The organism is Nitrospirota bacterium, from assembly GCA_030645475.1.
Taxonomy (GTDB): Bacteria; Nitrospirota; Nitrospiria; order Nitrospirales; family Nitrospiraceae; genus Palsa-1315.
This window is the reverse complement of record JAUSMA010000038.1, coordinates 1-18,977: the sequence shown is the minus strand read 5'-3', so window position 1 is coordinate 18,977 and position 18,977 is coordinate 1. Positions and strand designations below refer to the sequence as shown.

At 58.0% G+C, this 18,977-nt stretch carries 21 protein-coding genes; 13 read left to right on the top strand and 8 right to left on the bottom strand.

Going from position 1 to position 18,977, the window contains the following annotated elements; genetic code table 11:
- Positions 1–29: 29 nt before the first annotated feature.
- Complete coding sequence (locus tag Q7U76_08420) at positions 30–998, bottom strand: IS30 family transposase (GenBank protein MDO8356396.1); 969 nt, start codon at positions 996–998, stop codon at positions 30–32.
- Positions 999–1,075: 77 nt separating this feature from the next.
- On the opposite strand from Q7U76_08420, the gene Q7U76_08415 reads away from it, so the two are divergent.
- Complete coding sequence (locus tag Q7U76_08415) at positions 1,076–1,675, top strand: hypothetical protein (GenBank protein MDO8356395.1); 600 nt, start codon at positions 1,076–1,078, stop codon at positions 1,673–1,675.
- Between the two features lie 957 nt (positions 1,676–2,632).
- Here the strand turns inward: Q7U76_08415 and Q7U76_08410 are convergent.
- Positions 2,633–3,652: an alcohol dehydrogenase gene (locus Q7U76_08410; GenBank protein MDO8356394.1), complete on the bottom strand. Its 1,020-nt coding sequence runs from the start codon at positions 3,650–3,652 to the stop codon at positions 2,633–2,635.
- Between the two features lie 203 nt (positions 3,653–3,855).
- Between Q7U76_08410 and Q7U76_08405 the strand changes: the two genes are divergently transcribed.
- Positions 3,856–5,076, top strand: coding sequence for a hypothetical protein (locus Q7U76_08405; protein MDO8356393.1), 1,221 nt, complete (start codon positions 3,856–3,858; stop codon positions 5,074–5,076).
- A 32-nt stretch (positions 5,077–5,108) separates the two neighbouring features.
- The gene (locus Q7U76_08400; GenBank protein ID MDO8356392.1) at positions 5,109–5,234 is read left to right on the top strand and encodes a hypothetical protein; all 126 of its coding nucleotides are present in this window, start codon (positions 5,109–5,111) and stop codon (positions 5,232–5,234) included.
- A gap of 321 nt (positions 5,235–5,555) precedes the next feature.
- On the opposite strand, the gene Q7U76_08395 is transcribed toward Q7U76_08400, so the two are convergent.
- The 4 genes from Q7U76_08395 to Q7U76_08380 form a co-directional block, all read right to left on the bottom strand.
- Positions 5,556–5,810, bottom strand: a complete 255-nt coding sequence (locus Q7U76_08395) for a type II toxin-antitoxin system RelE/ParE family toxin (GenBank protein ID MDO8356391.1) — start codon at positions 5,808–5,810, stop codon at positions 5,556–5,558.
- Positions 5,807–6,073 (bottom strand): type II toxin-antitoxin system Phd/YefM family antitoxin, encoded by a 267-nt coding sequence (locus tag Q7U76_08390; GenBank protein MDO8356390.1) that lies wholly within the window; start codon positions 6,071–6,073, stop codon positions 5,807–5,809. Before Q7U76_08390 ends, Q7U76_08395 begins: the two co-directional genes overlap by 4 nt.
- A gap of 204 nt (positions 6,074–6,277) precedes the next feature.
- Positions 6,278–6,505, bottom strand: coding sequence for a hypothetical protein (locus tag Q7U76_08385; protein ID MDO8356389.1), 228 nt, complete (start codon positions 6,503–6,505; stop codon positions 6,278–6,280).
- Positions 6,506–6,905: 400 nt separating this feature from the next.
- The gene (locus Q7U76_08380) at positions 6,906–9,314 is read right to left on the bottom strand and encodes an endonuclease MutS2 (GenBank protein ID MDO8356388.1); all 2,409 of its coding nucleotides are present in this window, start codon (positions 9,312–9,314) and stop codon (positions 6,906–6,908) included.
- A gap of 254 nt (positions 9,315–9,568) precedes the next feature.
- Between Q7U76_08380 and gap the strand changes: the two genes are divergently transcribed.
- From gap to secG, 4 genes are all read left to right on the top strand, one after another.
- Positions 9,569–10,582, top strand: coding sequence for a type I glyceraldehyde-3-phosphate dehydrogenase (gene gap / locus Q7U76_08375; protein MDO8356387.1), 1,014 nt, complete (start codon positions 9,569–9,571; stop codon positions 10,580–10,582).
- An 85-nt stretch (positions 10,583–10,667) separates the two neighbouring features.
- A complete protein-coding gene (locus tag Q7U76_08370; GenBank protein ID MDO8356386.1) occupies positions 10,668–11,867 on the top strand; it encodes a phosphoglycerate kinase in 1,200 nt (399 codons plus the stop codon).
- A gap of 45 nt (positions 11,868–11,912) precedes the next feature.
- The gene (gene tpiA, locus Q7U76_08365; GenBank protein MDO8356385.1) at positions 11,913–12,686 is read left to right on the top strand and encodes a triose-phosphate isomerase; all 774 of its coding nucleotides are present in this window, start codon (positions 11,913–11,915) and stop codon (positions 12,684–12,686) included.
- 14 nt (positions 12,687–12,700) lie between these two features.
- The gene (secG, locus tag Q7U76_08360; protein MDO8356384.1) at positions 12,701–13,060 is read left to right on the top strand and encodes a preprotein translocase subunit SecG; all 360 of its coding nucleotides are present in this window, start codon (positions 12,701–12,703) and stop codon (positions 13,058–13,060) included.
- Between the two features lie 227 nt (positions 13,061–13,287).
- Here the strand turns inward: secG and Q7U76_08355 are convergent, their stop codons facing one another.
- Both Q7U76_08355 and Q7U76_08350 read right to left on the bottom strand, forming a co-directional pair.
- Positions 13,288–14,202 carry a branched-chain amino acid transaminase gene (locus tag Q7U76_08355; GenBank protein ID MDO8356383.1) on the bottom strand — a complete coding sequence of 305 codons (915 nt, stop codon included), beginning with the start codon at positions 14,200–14,202 and terminating at the stop codon, positions 13,288–13,290.
- Between the two features lie 126 nt (positions 14,203–14,328).
- Positions 14,329–14,703 (bottom strand): PilZ domain-containing protein, encoded by a 375-nt coding sequence (locus Q7U76_08350; GenBank protein MDO8356382.1) that lies wholly within the window; start codon positions 14,701–14,703, stop codon positions 14,329–14,331.
- 212 nt (positions 14,704–14,915) lie between these two features.
- On the opposite strand from Q7U76_08350, the gene rplU reads away from it, so the two are divergent.
- The 6 genes from rplU to rsfS form a co-directional block, all read left to right on the top strand.
- Complete coding sequence (gene rplU / locus Q7U76_08345; GenBank protein MDO8356381.1) at positions 14,916–15,230, top strand: 50S ribosomal protein L21; 315 nt, start codon at positions 14,916–14,918, stop codon at positions 15,228–15,230.
- Between the two features lie 12 nt (positions 15,231–15,242).
- Entirely contained in the window at positions 15,243–15,512 is a 270-nt protein-coding gene (rpmA, locus tag Q7U76_08340) for a 50S ribosomal protein L27 (GenBank protein MDO8356380.1), read from the top strand.
- Between the two features lie 129 nt (positions 15,513–15,641).
- A complete protein-coding gene (gene obgE / locus Q7U76_08335; protein ID MDO8356379.1) occupies positions 15,642–16,667 on the top strand; it encodes a GTPase ObgE in 1,026 nt (341 codons plus the stop codon).
- On the top strand, positions 16,649–17,770 hold the full coding sequence (gene proB, locus Q7U76_08330; GenBank protein ID MDO8356378.1) for a glutamate 5-kinase: 1,122 nt from the start codon (positions 16,649–16,651) through the stop codon (positions 17,768–17,770). The genes obgE and proB overlap by 19 nt, the downstream gene beginning before the upstream one ends.
- A gap of 154 nt (positions 17,771–17,924) precedes the next feature.
- Positions 17,925–18,665 (top strand): nicotinate-nucleotide adenylyltransferase, encoded by a 741-nt coding sequence (gene nadD / locus Q7U76_08325; protein MDO8356377.1) that lies wholly within the window; start codon positions 17,925–17,927, stop codon positions 18,663–18,665.
- A gap of 28 nt (positions 18,666–18,693) precedes the next feature.
- Positions 18,694–18,977: ribosome silencing factor (gene rsfS / locus Q7U76_08320; GenBank protein MDO8356376.1), on the top strand; the 284-nt coding region annotated here is incomplete at its 3' end.

Here is an 18,977-nt window from a genome sequence, read left to right as displayed (position 1 = left end):
CGCAGATTCAACTCCCCAGTGCATAACATTCAGCCGCGTCTGACCAGAGCCTGAAAGACCTCGTTGGGCGTTTTAAATCCGAGTGATTTTCTAGGTCTACGGTTGAGCAGGCGTTCGACCCTCGCCACCGTCGCCGGGTGGATTGTAGTGAAGTCCGTGCCTTTGGGGAAGAAGTCTCGGATGAGGCCATTGGTGTTCTCGTTCACGCCGCGCTCCCACGCATGATAAGGCGTGGCAAAAAAGACCTGTGCGCACAGGATGTCGGCGGTGTCCCGGTGCCTGGCGAACTCCTTCCCGTTGTCGTAGGTGATGGTGTGGACGTGGTCGCGCAACGGGTTCAGCCGATGCACCGTGGCGCGGTGCGTGGCCTTGGCGGTTGGACGGGGCAATTTCGAGATGGTCGTGAACAGGCTTTTGCGCTCGACATGGGTGAGCAGGGCGCCTTTGCGTTGCGCACCGACGATGGTGTCGCCCTCCCAGTCGCCGAGCCGCATCTTGGCCGCAACAATCGCGGGGCGCTCAGCGATGTCGATGCGATGAGGGATCACGCCTCGGCCGGCGTGCTGGGCACCACGCCGGTTATAGTGCTTGCCACGCCGTCGCAAGAACCGCCAGAGGTCGCCGCCCGCCCGCTTGTTGTCCCAGATCATTCGGTAGATCCATTCGTGGCTGAGTGCCACCCCGCGCTCGGCCCGCAACCAGAAGCTGATCTGCTCTGGGCTCCAGCGTTCCTCCCGCAGCTTGCGGGCGATCGCGCGCCGCACACGGAGGGTCAACTTGCGCGGCTGGTGTCGAACCTGCTGCTGTCGGGACTGCGCGTTGCGCTGCGCTTGCTGAAAGCGATAGCCCCGCTGCCCCGTGTTCCTGGCGAGTTCCCGGCTCACGGTTCCTTGGCTCAAGCCGAGCGCCTTGCCAATTGCGGCCTGGGTTTTTCCTGCCGTCCGCAAGGCGTAAATCTGGCACCGGTCTTCGTAGGTGATCCGACGATATGTGCGCATCAGTAACCCCTTGGTGTGCCAAGAGGTTACTCCATCACGCCGTCGTTGACGTTATGCACTGGCTACTTGAATCCGCGATGAAAAAAACCGACCATCCCCCGGGACTTCACTTCTTTGGCAATCTAGTAGATCTAGATTGCCATTTGCAGGACTTAAAGCTTCTTCTGCGAAAAACTGAAGAAATTGAATTCCCATATCACGAAGGAGCGGACGGGGACGACACTCTGATAACCGTCGATTTCCCTGACTTCACAAGGAAGAGCTTTATTGTGACACTCCTCATCGCACTCGACGACCAACTCAGGACCTATTGCGACCTTCTCAAGACAACAACAGGACAGAAGCTGAAGTGGGGAGATTTAAAAGGCTCGCCCTTAGATCGCTTCGTGACCTACAGCGAAAAAGCGTGCGGGCTGGGACCAGTTTGTGATGAACCAACTCGGCAGTTGCTCCAAGGTCTTATCGAAGTACGAAATTGCATAGTTCACAACAATTCATGCCTTGAAGGATTCAGCAAGCCAGAGGCCGTAGAAAGCTTTGCGAAGAAAGTTAAGGGCATAGAGATTCAAGAAGGTCGCATTTCCCTTAATCTTGAAGCCTGCAATCGCTGTACAGATATCGTTTTAGAATTCATGCAGAAGGCATATCATTCTGCATTAGAGCGATTTCCCCGATAAACCCCATCACGCACATGGATAACATCACTCCAGTCCTCTCCCTGATCGTCCCAGCTCTTGCTGTTTTTTTTCGGGCCTTTCAGCTCGCTTCACGTTGCCAGACGCCAAGTTCGGTCCTCACTTGATGTCGCAAGCAGGCAAATTACCGCCCCTATGCGCCAGGCTTGGATCAATGCTCTTCGAGATCTTCTTTCAAATCTTTGCAGTAGCTCCCACCACTATTTCGCCACTGGCTTCGACAACAGAGAGGACGGTGAGTACCAACGACTCACTCATCTGGAAACAAAAATTCAACTCATGTTGAACGCCAAAGAAGACGATCACATCCAACTCGAAAAACTGATTCGTGAGGTGCTTTCTTCTCTTGAGCGCGGGAAGAAGGGGGGACACCGCGTTCATTGCCGCTCACCCGAAAGTCATTAATCTGTCTCGCCAAGTGCTAAAGAGAGAATGGAACCGCATCAAAGAACCAATCGCTATGGCATAATCTTTCGGTCAGCCGGACCTGCCAAAAAATCCTCGCAGGCGGGCTACCTCCACGCTAGACACATAATATGATTGGTTTGGATCACGTGTCTTCCGGCAATACTATTGTCGTGGATGCACCATTTTTTGACGTTGAGTGGAAAGCATATGCAATTTAAACCCGATTATGGAATGTGAAGGATTTGGAGTCGGCAGTTTTCGCCTACGGGCGATGGCGACCTTCTCTGTTTCGCATCTCCCCCAAGGAGTCTCCATACTGGCCTTCGCTGCGCGCGTCCAACGAGGGAAGTCCGCGACCGCGCGTTGCGCGAGCACAGAAGATCATCAGGCTCCCGCAGGATGCTCAAAAAGGCCGTCCAGCAAGGCCGCAGGCGAGTCGAAACCGGAGGCGTACCCTCTGGGGTACGTTGAGGATTTCGAGGAGCCGAGAACGACGCTGGCGGGCTTTTTCAGCATCCTGCCAGTGACCGTTCATCCGCCCATCGTCAACACCACCCGAAAGCGCGCCTTGCCGCTCAGCATGCGATCATAGGCAGCCGCCGCTTGTTCAAGAGGAAAGGTCTCGATCATGGGCCGAATGCCGGTCAGCGCACAAAAGTTCAGCGTGTCTTCCGAATCTTTGGCGGTCCCGGATGGCCAACCTTGAATCGACCGGCGGGCGCCGATGAGTTGAATGGGCGTGACCGTAATGGCGTCGGCCGATGCGCCTATGACCAGCAGTTTGCCGCCGACATCGAGTCCATCGATCAACTCCGACATCGATTTACTGTTCGGCGCGGTAGCCAGAATGACCGAGGCGCCACCCATCTTGGCCAATTCGTTTGCCGCGTTAGTCTTCTCGGTATCGAGGTAACGAGCAGCGCCCAATTTCAGCGCCAAGGTTTCCTTGTCCTGCCCACGGCCTATTGCCACGGTGCGGAAACCCATCTTGTTGGCAAACTGAACGCCGAGATGTCCCAGCCCGCCCAGCCCCTGCACCGCCACCAGATCGCCCGCCTTCGCTCCGCTGTGGCGCAAACTGTTGAAGGTCGTGACGCCTGCACAGAGGAGCGGCGCCGCTTCCACCGACGAGAGGGTGTCTGGAATTGCTGCGACGGCTTCGCTCCTGGCGATCATGTACTGGGCATACCCCCCGTCTTCCTTGAACCCCGTGACTTGAAAATACTGACAGCCCATGAAATCCCCGCGACGACAGGAAACGCATTGTCCGCAATGTCCTCCGTGCCATCCCACTCCAACCCGCTGGCCCTTCTTCCAAATCGTCACACCCGATCCCACGGCATCAATCACACCGGCAACCTCGTGCCCCGTCACTCGTGGATATTGCAGGCCTGGCCAATGCCCTTCCTTCACAAAGACGTCACTATGGCAGACGCCGCAAGCCTCTATCCTGATGCGGACTGTACCAGGCCCCGGTTCCGGCACCTGACGATTCACGGTCTCGAACGTGCCGCCAGGACCACTGACTTGCACCGCAGTCATCTGTGACATGATCGGCCTCCTTGGGTTAGATTAAATGTGAATAGGGAAAGCCTAATCCTCTGAGAGCGTTGAGGGCAAATTCGTAGAGAACCATGGCGTGGATCTGCATGGTGTTCATGTTGGGTAGCACACGAACAGCAAACGCACTGCATCCGATATATAATGTGATCGAGTCCAGCCAGGTGCCGAGGTCATACGAACCGGAGGCGCTTATGAAATCCATAACACCGCTGCCCCTCATCCTCTCCGATTATGAGATCTCGCCTGAACAAGGGTTTCTCCCCCGAGACCCTCAAGAGCAGCTACCTGATTGCTCCACGCTGAACCAGCTCGGGCATGAGCTGCCGAAACTGCTCAGCGCCCGCATGGTCCGGTGGTTCATCGACGAGCGGCCCACGCTGCTTCCCTCCGTGCCTGCCTCCTGGCGCATCGAAGACTATCGGGCCGCGATGCGCATCCTCTCGTTTGCCGGCCACGCCTATGTCTGGGAAGTGCCGGACCAACCGGCCTGTGCTTTACCGCCCCAACTGGCTCAACCCTGGCACCAGATTGCCAAGCACCTCGGCCGGCCGCCGGTGCTCTCCTACGCCTCCTATGCCCTCGACAATTGGCGACGACTCGATCCTGCCAAGCCAATTCAGCTCGATAACATTGTCTTGCTGCAGAATTTTCTCGGGGGACTCGACGAAGAGTGGTTTGTCGTCGTGCACATCCAGATTGAGCGGGAAGCAGGGCCCGGGCTCGCCGGACTCGTGCGGGCGGTGAATGGCGCTGTCGCGGACAAGGAAGATGACACGTTGTTGGGGCTCGCCTCGCTGGCAAAGGCTCAGGAGGCAATGCGCGACACGTTGCTCAGGATGAAGGAGCGCTGCGATCCCTATGTGTACTACAACCGCGTGCGGCCCTACATCCACGCCTGGAAAAACAACCCTGCGCTCCCCGACGGCCTGAGGTACGAGGGGGTCGCGGCGTACGAGGGACGCCCGCAACAATTCCGCGGCGAGACCGGCGCGCAAAGCTCCATAGTGCCCTGCCTCGATGCAGGGCTGGGCATCGCCCATGCGCCGGATCCGTTAACCGTATACCTGCAAGAGATGCGAGACTACATGCCCCCGCGCCACAGGACATTCATCCAGGCTCTGGAAGAGACCAAGGACCATGGGGGCAGACCGGTGCTCTCCGGCTATGTCCGCGATCGCAAACTGAGCCGTCCCGATCTCTGGATGGCCTACTTCCGCTGCGTCGATCTGCTCGCGCAGTTCCGTGACATCCACATCGGTTATGCCGACAGTTACATCCACCGGCAACATCAATCCCACACGAGCAATCCCACTGCCGTCGGGACAGGCGGGACACCGTTCATGACCTATCTCCAAAAACATCTGGATGAAACCAGACAGGCGATTATTGACAGGAGAGGCGAGCAGGGATAGAAGCTTCCCACTTTCACAGAAGGAGGCACAAGATGTCGGTCATGTGTTCCCTGGCGGTCTGCAAAGCCCAAGAAGGCCTGTGCGGGCACGAGAAGGTGATGCTCAGCGTCGCGGTGCTCGCAGCTATTGGCTTTGGCGCCTATTTTCTGATTGGCTGACCTGAGCTGGCCAACTACCGTTCGTTTGGTCTTGCTGGGCCAAGGTGTTGGTGTGTGCCACGAGGGCCTTCTCTGTTCCACATCTCCCCCCAAGGAGTCGCCAAACTGACCTTAACTGCGCGGCGAAAAATGGGAAGATTCTAAATTACCCGAAGCGGTTGAACTTTTTTTGGCGGTGAGGCAGGTCAGGAATAGGCGCGACCTGAGGCGCCGGGGACTCGTCGAGGTTCTACCAGAGAGGAAAACGGAAACTAACTGAGTCTGCGAGGGAGTTTCCGAAGGCATTTTGCTAAAAGGGTGAGGCGAGTGTGATGATTTTGCCTACCGATAGACATCCTTTCTGTGTTCGATGGAGAGTACGTCCAGCCATTCGGAACCGGCAAGACGGTAGAGAATGCGATATGGCCACACTCGGTAGGACCACACCTTGTCTTTCTGAAACTGGCCCTTGAGGGGCTTGCCGTCAAGAGGATGCTCGACCAGGTGGCGGAGGGCTTCTTTGACTCGTTTTCGCGTGGGTTCGTCGAAATCCTTGAGGTCTTTGAGGGCTTGCGGCGTGAGTCGAACTTGCCTCAATGCTCTTCACCGAATATATCTTTGAAGGAATGAAACTTCCCCGCTTTCGCTTCTTTGAGCCCTTGCTTGAGGGCTTTGACTGCCTTCGGATTGGACAGCAACTCCAACGTCTCCACCCAGCTTTCGTATTCATCGGCGCCCATCACAACCGCTCTGGGAGTGCCGTTCTTCGTCACGACGAATCGTTCAGACAGACGTCCGGCCTTGTCGACAATATCCGAGAACTGGTCTCTAGCTTCTTTCAATGAAATGGTCTTGGTCATGGATATCTCCTTACGCTTGATAAGTGTACAGAATTATGGCTACTTCGGCAAGGCCTTCTTGACAAGACTGTCGGGTGGCGCAAGTTCTCCGTATCCTTTCCAAAAGGAGATGAATCATGTCAGTGATATGCTCCCTGGCGGCCTGACGGATGTGGTCGGGAAGGCGATAGTACGCTTCCCAAAAGCTGGGCAGCGTGTGGGAGGTCAAAGCTTGTCAAAATTTATCGAAGTGGCATTCTCTGCGGCCACCTCTGCTCGAGCGTTACGCGCAGCTGCCGCCAAAAAATTCTGGCTTCTCCGAAAGACCTCGTCCCATTGTGCGTCATCGCTCGATTCGGCGACAAGTTGACGCAGAGCTTCGAGCACCTGTACCTGCGCCTCTTCCGACAAGCGCTCAAGCAACTTAATAGCCGTTTCTGTGGTCTGACTCATGGGTGTCCTCACTCCTGTCGCTACTCTAGCGGAGGTTCGTGTAAACCTCTAGCAGGATGCTGGAAAGGTCCGCCAGCATCTATGGCCTAGATGGAGTGCATGCGTGAATAGTGACTCGCGCAGAGCTGCCCGGTCGATCCTCAAGTTCGCGCGCCTATCTTCTCCCTTGAGAGCGGGCTAGAAGGTCTCCCACTTCGCGTGTCCAACGAGGGGAGTCCGCGACCGCGCGTTGCACGAGCACAGGAGACCATCTAGTCTGCCATCTCATCTTCTGACGGCGCTTTTACACCCCTCATAAGGGAGTGGCCAGATTGTCGTTCACTGCGCGCGTCGAACGAGCACATTCTTATCGTGCGCGCTCCGCGAGCAAGAAGGACATCCGGCCGCTCCCGCTCTCCTGTCAGCGCACGGTTACGATCGTCACACCATCCCCGCCTTCTGCACGATCACCGGGACGAGTACCAGCAACATAGGGGGAGTCTTTCAAATACTCTCGCAAGGTCGCTTTGAGCTTGCCGGTGCCATGGCCATGAATGATGCGGAGAAGCGGCACGGCCTCCATCGTCGCGCGATCCAGCGCCGCAACCACCTGGTCCAACGCCTCGTCCGCCGCCCTTCCTCGCACATCCACGACCGTCTGTTCATCCAGCCCCAGCCCGCCTCCTAGCTGGAACCGGCGTGGGGTCGATGGTGCTGACGCCGGCTTCGACTGTGCCGCTTGCCCCCGTGCGAGTCCCACGAGATTCGCCACTGTCGCGAGCAGTTCTCCTGCCCCCACCTTCACCCTCACGCGTTTCTTTCCCTGCGTTGTTTCGAGGAGCGTGCCGGTCATGCCGAGCCCACTAATCTCGACCTGATCTCCCACCCCCAATTGCTCAAGCGGAATCGGCGTCCCGGCTGGAGCCAACTCGGCTCTTGTTTGCGCCTCGAGCTCGAACAATCGTTGCTTCGCGGCTTTCGCTTTGATCAGCTTCTGCTCACCCTTGACGGTATCGACCGTGGCCTGTACTTCCGCCCGCGCGCGACTGAACTGTTCACTGAGTTTTCGCTTGAGACCCCTCTGTGCTTCCCGTTCAGTCTCTTCCAAGTGAGCCAACTGTGCCTTCGCTCGTTGTTCCGCCTGCTCCGCTTCCCGTCTGGCCTCGACCGCGCGGGCGAGGTCATCGGACAACTGCCGCTGCGTCGCTTGCAGATCCTGCAGCATCGCTTCCATGGCCCGCTCATCTTTGTGGAGCTTCAGCCTCGCCTCATCCAGCAAGGCCCGGTCCATTCCCAACCGGCCGGCAATCTCCAGCGCAGACGATCCCCCAGGCACCCCCATGAAGAGCCGATAGGTGGGTGAAAGCGTCGCGACGTCGAACTCGACGCTGGCGTTCGCAAAGCCTGGCACCATATGGGCCAGGGCCTTCAGCGATCCGTAGTGGGTGGTCGCGACGACTTTCATGCCCAACGTGGCCAGCCGGCAGAGCAAGGCTTCGGCTAGGGCCGCGCCTTCTGTCGGATCGGTCGAAGTGACTGGTTCATCGAGGAGGACCAGCCATTGCCGCAATTCAGACTCGTCGCCGCTGCGCTGACGGTCCGCTTCATCGAGCAACTGAATCATTTGGGTCATGTGTGCAGAAAAGCTGGACAGGTCGCGGGCCAGGTCTTGGGCGTCGCCGATATCGGCATAGACATCGGGAAAGAACGCCATCTCGGATTCTGCGTCGCAGGGCAGGTGCAATCCAGCACGGACCATCAAGGCAAAGAGCCCGACGATCTTGAGCGTCACGGTCTTCCCGCCCGTATTGGGCCCTGAGATGACGAGCACCTGGATCGATTCATCTAAGAGAATATCGTTGGCGACGACCTCCCCTTTCGACAACACAAGGAGGGGATGCCTGGCCTGCAGCAGCGTCACACGTCCTTCGTCGTTGAGCACGACAGGCTGCGCCTTCAGCTGGCGACCGAACGAGGCCCGCGCCGCGATCCCGTCCAGCTCGGCCAACGCCTCAAGCCCTGCCAGCATGAGCTCGGCTTGCGCGGCGACGAGGGCAGACAACTCACGGAGGATACGTCGCACCTCCCGTTCGATCTCCAGATCCGCCACTTTGATCGAATTGTTCAGCTCGACCAGCTCACGCGGCTCGATAAACACTGTCGCCCCGCTGGCTGACACGTCATGCACGATCCCCGGCACCCGCCCCCGCATATCGGTTTTCACCGGGATGACATAGCGGCCTTCACGCTGGGCAAAATACTGTTCTTGGAGAATCTCCTCGAAACGGCGCGAGTGGAGCATCTGATCTACTTGATGCCTGATCTGCTGTTTGAGCGCATGCGCCTGATGCATCAAGCGCCGCAACTCCGGCGTCGCCGACTCTTTCATCGAGCCGTCTTGGTGGATTGCTGCATCCAGCGCGCTTTTCACGGGGCGCAGCTCCCCTGCCGATTGCAGGGATTGCCCGACAGAACCCAACGCAGGGGCATCGTGCTGGTGCCGCACGACAAACCGGCCGCTCTCCTCCAACAGCTCCAGCACAACTGCGCAGTCCCGGAGTTCGAGGAGCTCCAGCGCCGCCCCTTTCTGAGCCCGGGCGAGTGGATCTCGAATATCCGGAAATACGAAGGGCGGCAGACCATCGCCCGCATCCTGCAGCCGCCCCATCTCCGTCGTTTCCTGTTGGCGCCGGATGGCATCCTCTAGATCGGCGGCCAATTCGAGCACACGACAACGCGCTGCCCCCATGGTCGAGCGGGCGTGACCGGCAAGAGCCTCGAGCAATCTCGGCCACTCTAAGACCTTCGTGGTTTGTTCGAAGAGATTCACTGGTACCTCTGGGAGCACATTTCAGGCTGGGACCGACGAACTCTAACGAACCCAGAGACAGAGACGCAAGGCAGCGGTCCGCGAACCTTGTCGTCACTCTGCTGAGACCCGGTCCAATTGACAGCGAAACTTCTGTGATCCTGCGCGGAGTTACCGCTTTGGTATGGCTTGACAAGGCCTAGGGTGGTCGATACTATCGCCATCATTGTGGCCGGTGATGGGACCGGCCCATTTTTATTGAGGAACTACTCGTCATGGCTATTCGGATCGGGATCAATGGATTTGGGCGGATCGGACGGAACGTCCTGCGGGCATCACTCGGTGATCCCAGCCTACACATTGTCGCAATTAACGACCTCACAGATGCGAAGACGCTCGCCTATCTCTTAAAGTACGACTCGGTCCACGGGACGTTACAGGGAAGCGTCGAGGCCAAAGACGATCAGATTTTCGTCGACGGCAAGCCCATTAAGGTGCTGGCGATGAAGGATCCCAAAGACCTGCCCTGGAAGGATCTGGAAGTCGACATCGTCATTGAATCGACCGGACGTTTTACCGACCGCGAAGGCGCGGGGAAACACATCGCTGCCGGAGCCAAACACGTCATTATTTCCGCGCCAGCGAAGGACCCGGATGTCACCATCGTACTAGGCGTCAACGATGAAGCCTACGACCCGAAGGTGCACCACATCATCTCCAACGCCTCCTGCACGACCAACTGCCTGGCTCCCATGGCCAAAGTACTGTTGGATAATTTCGGCATCAAGCATGGCGTCATGACCACGATCCATTCCTACACCAACGACCAGCAATTGCTCGACCTGCCCCACAAAGACCTGCGGCGCGGGCGCGCAGCCGGCATGTCGATGATCCCGACCAGCACCGGCGCGGCGAAGGCGCTGCATCTCGTCCTGCCGCAGCTCAAAGGCAAGATCGATGGCCTCGCGATCCGCGTCCCCACGCCGAACGTCTCGCTGGTGGATTTGACCGTCGAAACCGAAAAAGACTGCGACCTCGCATCCGTCAATGCTGCCTTCCTGAAAGCGGCAAATGGCCCGATGAAAGATATCCTGCATTATTCTGAAGACCCCATCGTCTCGATCGACCAGAAGGGCGATCCCCATTCGGCCACACTCGATGCCCCGCTCACGATGGTCATCGACAAGCGGATGGTCAAGGTGACGGCTTGGTACGACAACGAGTGGGGCTATTCATGCCGGGTGCGAGACTTGATCAAGGTCATCGCGGCAAAAACGACAGGACTGTAAGCGTCAGGCTGGGGCTGCCCGCCTCCGCCCGATGTTGTACGACGCTGACTGGTATGGCTGGTAGGACCGACCTCACGGAGCCGCTATGAATCTGCGCAAACAAACGATCGACGACGTCGTCCTGCGAGACAAGCGCGTCATCATCCGAGCCGACTTCAATGTCCCGCTGGACGATGCGCACCAAATCACCGACGATACCCGCATTCGCTCGACGCTGCCGACCATCAATCGCGCCATCGACGACGGCGCCAAGGTGATCCTCTGCTCGCACCTGGGCCGGCCGAATGGAAAATTCGACCCCAAGTACAGTCTGGCCCCGGTCGCCAAACGCCTGGGACGGCTCATGGGCAAAGAGATTCTCTTTGCACCGGACTGCATCGGCCCGGCAGTGGAAGCGCTGGTTGCCAAAATGAAGTCGGGAGACGTCCTGCTTCTTGAGAACCTCCGATTCCATCAGGGTGAAGAAAAGAACGACGATGCCTTCTCGAAAGCGCTGGCGTCCTTGGGCGACGTCTATATCAACGACGCGTTCGGCGCTGCGCACCGGGCCCATGCCTCCACGGTCGGCATCACCAAATACATTCCTGCTTCGGCGGCCGGCTTCCTCCTCAAGAAAGAAATCGAATATCTCGAAGGCGCCGTCGAAAATCCAGTGCGTCCGTTTGTCGCCGTGCTCGGCGGGGCGAAGGTGTCGGGAAAGATCGGCGTCATCGAGAATTTGGGCAAACGCGTCGACAAAGTCATCATCGGCGGCGGCATGGCCTTTACCTTCCTTAAGGCGAAAGGAATGGAGATCGGCAACTCCCTCGTCGAAAACGACATGTTGGACTTTGCCAAAGGCATCGAGGAACATGCCCTCTCCCGCGGCGTGAAGTTCTATCTGCCAGTCGATTGTGTCGTCGCGGCCAGCCGCGAGCTTGGAGCGGAATCGAAAATCGTTCCGGTCCAGGAGATTCCGAAGGGGTGGTACGCCCTCGACATTGGCCCGGCCTCCGTCAAACTCTTCAACGAAGTCGTCCAGAACGCGAAGACGATTCTGTGGAACGGACCGATGGGCGTCTTTGAAATCGATGCCTACGCGCGCGGGACGCTTGCCATGGCTCACACGGTTGCCAATGCCTACGCGCTCACGATCGTCGGCGGCGGCGAAACGGCTCTGGCCGTCCATCGAGCCGGCGAGTCGGAGAATATGTCGTTTATTTCGACCGGCGGCGGCGCCGCGCTGGAATTGCTCGAAGGCAAACAACTCCCGGGCCTCACCGCCCTCCCGGATCGAGTCGCCTAACCGCTCATCGTCACGCTCACACCCTCTACCAACATCGAGACACCAGTGCGCAAACCCCTCATCGTCGGCAACTGGAAGATGAACAAGACGGCCTCGGAGGCCGCCACCTTCATTCGAGACCTCCTTACGCGACTCCCTGCGGCATCCCCCAACGCTGACATAGTCCTTGCGCCACCCTTTACCTCCCTCGAATCGGCCCGCAAGGCCTTAGGCCCCTCCTCATGGATCAACCTCAGCGCACAAAATGTACATTGGGAGACGCAGGGAGCCTTTACGGGAGAAATCTCCGCTCCGATGTTGCGCGATCTTGGGTGCCGCTATGTGATCGTAGGCCATTCTGAACGCCGCGCGTTGTTCGGCGAACGAGATGAGACGATTCAGAAGAAAGTCCTGGCAGCGCTCACGCAGGGCCTGTCACCGATCCTCTGTGTGGGAGAGTCGCTGGCTGAACGAGAGGCAGACCAAACAGAATCGGTCGTCACGACTCAGCTCACCGGCAGCCTGGCTGGCTTTACCGCGCAGGATCTTGCAACCGTCACCATCGCCTACGAACCGGTCTGGGCCATCGGCACAGGACGAGCAGCCACCACGGAACAAGCTGTGGCCGTACACCGCTCGATCCGCGCGTTCGTAGCGACCGGCTGGGGAGAAGCCACGGCATCGACCATCAGAATCCTGTATGGTGGAAGCGTCACGCCTCAAAATATTGCATCTCTTCTCTCCTCGGATGCGATCGACGGAGCATTAGTCGGCGGGGCTTGTCTCAACCCCGACTCCTTTGCTACAATCGTCGGCATTGCTCAGACACAGCGGGCCTAACGGATCGGAGTGCCATGTATACTTTTCTTATCGTCATTCACGTCATGATCTGCTTTCTCATGATCGGCGCCATCCTCTTACAGTCTGGTAAGGGCGCTGAGATCGGCGCGTCGTTCGGAGGCTCCAGTCAGACCGTGTTCGGGAGCCGTGGTCCAGCTAACTTCTTGAGCAAATTCACGGTCGTCGTCGCGGCCATCTTCATGTTCACCTCGTTGAGCCTCGCCATCATGGCAAGAGAACGAACGTTTTCCTCCACGGTGATCGACCTCAAAAAGAAAGAGACCTCTCAGACCGCTCCGGAAACTCCGGCGACAACGCCGGCAGCCCCAGCCGCTGAAACCCACGCCCCTGGCGACGCAGCCCCCGCTCATTAATCGGACGCTGAAAAAATCAGCTAGCTTCGTTCTCGCATTGCTCAGACCCTCACCGTATCCTACGGGTACGCCTCGGGCCTTCACTTGCTGTGGCCTTGCTGGACGGCTCGCTATGAGCGTCCGGAAAAATCAAGAAATCGGCAGGTACGAGACTGGTCGCACCGATGCAGGAGCACAGGCCCCTGCGCGCCTACGAACCACTACCTGATCGTTGGAATTGCGATGAGCTAGATGCGGGTGAGCCAGGCCTCGTGGGAGGAGTCTTCCCCGCGCACGATGGAAAAGAACGTCTTCTGCAGAGCTTGCGTGATCGGTCCAGGCTTGCCGGTCCCAATACGGCGATTGTCGATTTCCCGCACCGGTGTGAGCTCAGCCGCTGTCCCGGTCACGAAGACTTCATCGGCGATATACATGTCATCGCGCGTGAAGCGCTCCTCGGCCACGGGGATCCCCTTCTCGCGGGCCAAGTCGATGACGGAACTTCTGGTGATGCCGTCGAGAATCGAGGTCAGTGGCGTGGTCTTAATCCGCCCTTTCCGCACGATGAAGATGTTCTCCCCCGTGCCTTCGGATACATACCCCTCTGTATCGAGAAGAATGGCCTCATCGTAGCCGTCGGCTTTGGCTTCTCGCTTCGCGAGAATCGAATTCACGTAATAACCAGAAATCTTCCCTCTCGTCATCGAGACGTTGACGTGATGCCGGGTAAACGAGGACACGCGGGCGCGCATCCCATTCGCCAGGGCATCGTCGCCGAGATAGGCCCCCCATGTCCAGGCTGCGATCGCGAGCTTGATCGGATTGTCACCGGGATAGACCCCCATCGCGCCATGCCCGATGTAGACGAGCGGACGAATGTAGCAGGCATCCAGCTTATTGACCCTGACCGTCTCCACGATGGCCTCTGCGACCTGCTTCCTGTCGAAAGGCAACTGCATCATGCCGATATGGGCGGAATCAAACAGCCGATCCACATGCTCTTGTAACCGGAAAATCGCGGAACCGGACTTCCCCTTGTAACAGCGAATCCCCTCGAACGCAGCCAGTCCATAATGGAGCGAATGGGTCATGACATGGACATTCGCGTCCGCCCAATTGACGAACGACCCGTCCATCCAAATTTTTCCTTGAGGCTCAAGCATAAGTGGCAACCATACAGAGGTGAGTCAGAGTAAGTCGAAAACGGAATATAGCAGCGGGCCGGAAGGAGCGTCAAGCAAACGGGCCAGGCAAGGCCTGGAGAGGGCAATGAAGGATGCCGCACGCTCTCAGCGTGGCATCTGATGGGCACGAATCTGCTGATTCATGGCAGTGGCGATGTGTTTCGCCGATACGGGACTGATATGGATGAAATCCACACCGAAATCATATCCATCGACCCAGCGAACCGTGACCAGTTCAATTTCTATTGTCGGGCCATCTTCCGCAAGTGAGAGACGTAACGCTAAGCAAAGACCTGGCTTCACCGCATGTTCGCCTTGAATGCGCATGCCAGATTGAGAGAGATTGGTCACCACACCCTTCCCGACGCTATCTCCGCTGAGATAGTAGAGCACGCGCCAGATTGGGATGCGCCGATAGGGGCGAAGCACGAATCGAGTGCTTTTGGGTTTGGCAAGACTGGACTTCGGGGCAACGGCCATAATGTTGTCTCCAATCTGTGAAATGACTCGACGATAGAATAGCAGCATACCCCCAGGGGCCGGAGCTGGATAGCCCACGAATAGGTTAGCCCGAAGGAGGGGGTCCGACTGACCCTGTCGAGATAGAATCTCAGGGGAAGGTACGCCTTTACCTTGACAGCCTTCGAACCCCTGTGTTACACAATCATCTTCTGTAACGGAGGCAGGTGTGTATGTACGCAATCATTGAGACGGGCGGCAAGCAGTATCGCGTTGAAACTGGATCGTTGGTCCAGGTGGAATCCCTTCCCGGCGAAATCGGGGGGACGATCGACCTCGACCAGGTTCGACTGGTTCACGGCGAAAAAGGCATGGAAGTCGGGCAACCGTTGGTCAAAGGGGCCACCGTCAAAGCCGAAATCATTGCCCAGGATCGCACGCGTTCCATCACCATTTTCAAGAAACAACGGCGCAAGAACTATCGGCGGACCCGTGGCCATCGCCAGGGCTTCACCAAGCTGCGTATTACCGGTATCGAAACAGCCTAACGAGGATCAGTCATGGCAACAAATAAAGGCGGCGGATCAACTAGAAACGGGCGCGATAGCAATCCGCAATATCTCGGGGTCAAAGCCTACGGTGGAGAGACCGTGAAAGCCGGATCTATCCTGATCCGTCAGCGAGGAACGAAGTTCTTCCCCGGCTTCAACGTGGGCCTCGGTAAAGACCATACCCTCTTCGCCCTCATCACGGGGATTGTAAAGTTCGAACGTGGCCGTGGACGGAAGAAGATCAGTGTCTACTCCGACTCCGTACCTGCGGTTTCCTAGCGCATCTTTCTCTCTTCTCTCGTCACAACTTCGTTACCCGCGAGGACTCCCGGCATGACTGTACGTGCAACGGGATGCTCCTCGCAGGCAATGGTCTCACAGCTCTCACACTGAAGAAACGGTGCGCCGATGTTTGTCGATGAAGTCCGTATTCGTATCACAGCCGGCCGAGGCGGCGACGGCTCATGCAGTTTTCGGCGCGAAAAGTTTGTGCCACGCGGCGGACCTGACGGCGGCGATGGCGGCAACGGCGGCAACGTCGTATTCGAAGCGTCGCCTCGCATGACCACGCTCCTCGATCTCCGGTACCAAAAACACTACGAAGCGGAGGTCGGTCGCCAGGGAGGCGCTGCCAATTGCTCCGGAAGATGCGGCGAAGATGTGGTCGTGAGCCTTCCTGTCGGCACCGTGATCTTCAACGATGAAACCAACGAGGTCATGGCCGACCTGGTCGCTCCCGGACAGCGATTTGTGGCAGCACATGGGGGCCATGGCGGACGAGGCAACAACCATTTCGCAACCCCCACGAACCGCACGCCCACAGAGTTTGAAATCGGCACTGAAGGCGAGGTCCGGTCTCTCAGACTTGAGCTCAAACTGTTGGCCGACGTCGGACTGGTCGGTTTTCCCAATGCCGGAAAATCGACGCTTATCTCCGTCATTTCGGCCGCACGACCCAAGATTGCCGACTATCCCTTCACCACGCTGGTGCCAAATCTTGGAATCGTGCGCTGGGGAGAAAAGGGCAGCTTCGCCGTCGCAGACATTCCCGGAATCATTGAAGGCGCCCACGAGGGCAAGGGCCTGGGACTCCGGTTTCTCCGGCATATCGAACGCACATCGTTCCTGCTCTATCTGATCGACGTGTCGGAGTGGGCCCCCGAAGAACCGGTCAACACCTTCAAGGTCATGCGTCAAGAATTGGCCGCCTACGATGAGCCGATCACCGCACGCCCCTTCGCAGTCGTCGCAACTAAAATCGACGCGGTCGGAGATGGCGCGCGCCTACGCGAGTTGCAGAAATATTGTAAGCGCCATCGCTATCCGTGCCTTCCGATCTCTGCCGCCACGAGAGAAGGGCTCACGGAACTCGTCAACTATGTGGGGCAACAGGTTACGCAGCTTCGAGCCACGCCATGCGAGATCAGCTCCTAAAGCAGGCCACCCGCATCGTCATCAAAATCGGGAGCAGTCTCATCGCATCCCGAGAGACTGGACTGCGCCCGGAACAGATCGATCGGCTCGCGGATGAAATCGCGAGACTCCGATCGAGCGGCCGTGAAGTTCTGATCGTCTCCTCCGGCGCGATTGTCTCCGGCATCAAGAAGTTAGGTCTGACGGAATACCCCAAAAGTCTCCCCGTGAAACAGGCAGCCGCAGCGGTCGGCCAGAGCCGGCTCATGTGGGCCTACGAAAAATCGTTTGAACGGCTCGACATCAAGGTCGCGCAGATCCTCCTGACGCACCACGACCTCGCCGATCGGCGGAGATTTCTCAACGCCCGCCACACTTTGAACGCGCTGATCGGGTTCGGCGTCATCCCCATCATCAACGAAAACGATACGGTCGCCGTGGATGAAATCCGCGTGGGAGACAACGATACGCTGGCCGCCGAGGTCGCCCATCTGGTCGATGCGGAACTGCTGATCATCCTGTCCGATATTGCCGGCCTGTTTACCGAGGACCCACGCAAAAACCCGTCAGCCACGCTGATTCCATTGATTCAGGACATTACCGAAGACATTGAGCAGCGGGCCGGGGCTTCCAGCTCATTCGAGGGAACCGGGGGCATGGCGACGAAGGTCCGGGCTGCCAAGAAAGTCAGTGAGTATGGCGTGGCCACGTTGATCCTGAATGGGCAAGAGGCTGGCCTCCTCCCTCACGTATTGGCCGGCGGCCCTGGCGGCAGCCTCTTCCTTGCGAAAGAGCGTCGTTTCACCAGCCGCAAACATTGGATCGCCTTTACGCTCAGACCGCGAGGAACCTTGACGCTCGACCCAGGAGCCGTTGAGGCGCTGGCCCGGCGAGGCAAGAGCCTCCTGGCCTCCGGCATCGTCAATGCCAGCGGTCCATTCGAAGCGGGCGATGCCGTCAGCTGTCTCGATCAGGACGGCAAAGAATTCGCGAAGGGGTTAGTGAACTTCTCGTCCGATATGATCATCAAGATCAAAGGGCTCAAAACCACCGAAATCCAGCAACAACTCGGGCCTCAAGAATACGAAGAAGTCATCCATCGGGATAACTTGGTGATTCTCTAGCAGGATGCTGAAAAATTCCGCCAGCATCGTTCTCGCTTCGTTCAGACCCTCCACGTACCCCAAGGGTACGCCTCGGCCCTTCACTCGCTGCGGCCTTGCTGGACGGCCATTTTGAGCATCCTGCGGGAGGTTATTTCTTGAGTGCTGAACTATGATGTCCTCAGATTCTGAATCTCGGTCCTCAGCACCCAGCACTCAGCACTCCGGCATCCTTCGTCTCGGTCTCCTAGGCGGCAGTTTCAACCCCGTGCATAACGGTCACTTAGCTATTGCGCGCCAAACGCGCGAAGCCCTCGGGCTCGACCAAATACTCTTCATTCCCACGAGTCAACCGCCCCATAAGCCGAGCGGGAGCCTGGCCCCGTCCCAAGACCGTTATGAAATGGTCCGCCTGGCGATTGCTTCTGACCCCACTCTTGCCATCTCGGATATTGAAATCTGTCGACCCGGCAAGTCCTACTCCATCGATACGATTCGCCTGCTGCAGCAAGAATATGGCGCACAGACTCAGCTCTTTTTTTTAATCGGGCTCGATGCCTTTTTGGATTTTCCCACCTGGCGAGACCCTCAGACATTGCTGGAACTCTGTCAATTCGTCGTTCTCTCTCGGCCAGGCCTATCGTTTCGGTCACTATCCACTGTCCGCCTGATTCCGCCGATTCCAATCCCTTCGCTGGCAGACTTGGATGCAGGGCGGATTGCCAGAATCGAGGCACCGCTAGGGGCACAAGGCCTGACCTGCCTGAAACTACCGCCCTGCCCGATCTCTGCATCGGACATTCGCACACGAATTCGCCAAGGGCTGCCTGTGGTAAATCTGTTGCCGCCCTCCGTAGAATCTTATATACTTCGCCATCATCTATACCAAGAGGACCGCGATCGTACCAACAGCTAGATCCACGGCCCTCGCCATCGCCAAGGCCATGTTCGACAAAAAGGCCACCGACGTCCTCGTCCTCCAGGTCGCGCCTCTGACCTCCGTTGCCGACTATCTCGTCATCGGCTCTGCAGACTCGGATCGCCAAGCGAGTGCCATCGCCGATCATATCGACGACATCCTCACTCTCGCGGGCTCCAGAGCACGCAGCATCGAAGGCGCGAGAAATTCGCAATGGGTCCTGATGGACTACGGCGACGTCATTGCCCATATCTTCCGACAGGACGTCCGGGGACATTACGCCCTCGAACGGCTATGGGCCGACGCAAA

What these genes read in the sequence shown, in the direction of transcription:
- Q7U76_08350 (MDO8356382.1), bottom strand. Translation starts at nt 14,703, where the DNA reads ATGGCCGTTGCCCCGAAGTCCAGTCTTGCCAAACCCAAAAGCACTCGA.
- Q7U76_08385 (MDO8356389.1), bottom strand. Translation starts at nt 6,505, where the DNA reads ATGAGTCAGACCACAGAAACGGCTATTAAGTTGCTTGAGCGCTTGTCG.
- Q7U76_08400 (MDO8356392.1), top strand. Translation starts at nt 5,109, where the DNA reads ATGTCGGTCATGTGTTCCCTGGCGGTCTGCAAAGCCCAAGAAGGCCTG.
- Q7U76_08415 (MDO8356395.1), top strand. Translation starts at nt 1,076, where the DNA reads ATGAAAAAAACCGACCATCCCCCGGGACTTCACTTCTTTGGCAATCTA.
- proB (MDO8356378.1), top strand. Translation starts at nt 16,649, where the DNA reads ATGCGAGATCAGCTCCTAAAGCAGGCCACCCGCATCGTCATCAAAATC.
- Q7U76_08370 (MDO8356386.1), top strand. Translation starts at nt 10,668, where the DNA reads ATGAATCTGCGCAAACAAACGATCGACGACGTCGTCCTGCGAGACAAG.
- rplU (MDO8356381.1), top strand. Translation starts at nt 14,916, where the DNA reads ATGTACGCAATCATTGAGACGGGCGGCAAGCAGTATCGCGTTGAAACT.
- nadD (MDO8356377.1), top strand. Translation starts at nt 17,925, where the DNA reads ATGTCCTCAGATTCTGAATCTCGGTCCTCAGCACCCAGCACTCAGCAC.
- Q7U76_08390 (MDO8356390.1), bottom strand. Translation starts at nt 6,073, where the DNA reads ATGACCAAGACCATTTCATTGAAAGAAGCTAGAGACCAGTTCTCGGAT.
- secG (MDO8356384.1), top strand. Translation starts at nt 12,701, where the DNA reads ATGTATACTTTTCTTATCGTCATTCACGTCATGATCTGCTTTCTCATG.
- Q7U76_08420 (MDO8356396.1), bottom strand. Translation starts at nt 998, where the DNA reads ATGCGCACATATCGTCGGATCACCTACGAAGACCGGTGCCAGATTTAC.
- Q7U76_08410 (MDO8356394.1), bottom strand. Translation starts at nt 3,652, where the DNA reads ATGTCACAGATGACTGCGGTGCAAGTCAGTGGTCCTGGCGGCACGTTC.
- Q7U76_08405 (MDO8356393.1), top strand. Translation starts at nt 3,856, where the DNA reads ATGAAATCCATAACACCGCTGCCCCTCATCCTCTCCGATTATGAGATC.
- Q7U76_08355 (MDO8356383.1), bottom strand. Translation starts at nt 14,202, where the DNA reads ATGCTTGAGCCTCAAGGAAAAATTTGGATGGACGGGTCGTTCGTCAAT.
- gap (MDO8356387.1), top strand. Translation starts at nt 9,569, where the DNA reads ATGGCTATTCGGATCGGGATCAATGGATTTGGGCGGATCGGACGGAAC.
- rpmA (MDO8356380.1), top strand. Translation starts at nt 15,243, where the DNA reads ATGGCAACAAATAAAGGCGGCGGATCAACTAGAAACGGGCGCGATAGC.
- obgE (MDO8356379.1), top strand. Translation starts at nt 15,642, where the DNA reads ATGTTTGTCGATGAAGTCCGTATTCGTATCACAGCCGGCCGAGGCGGC.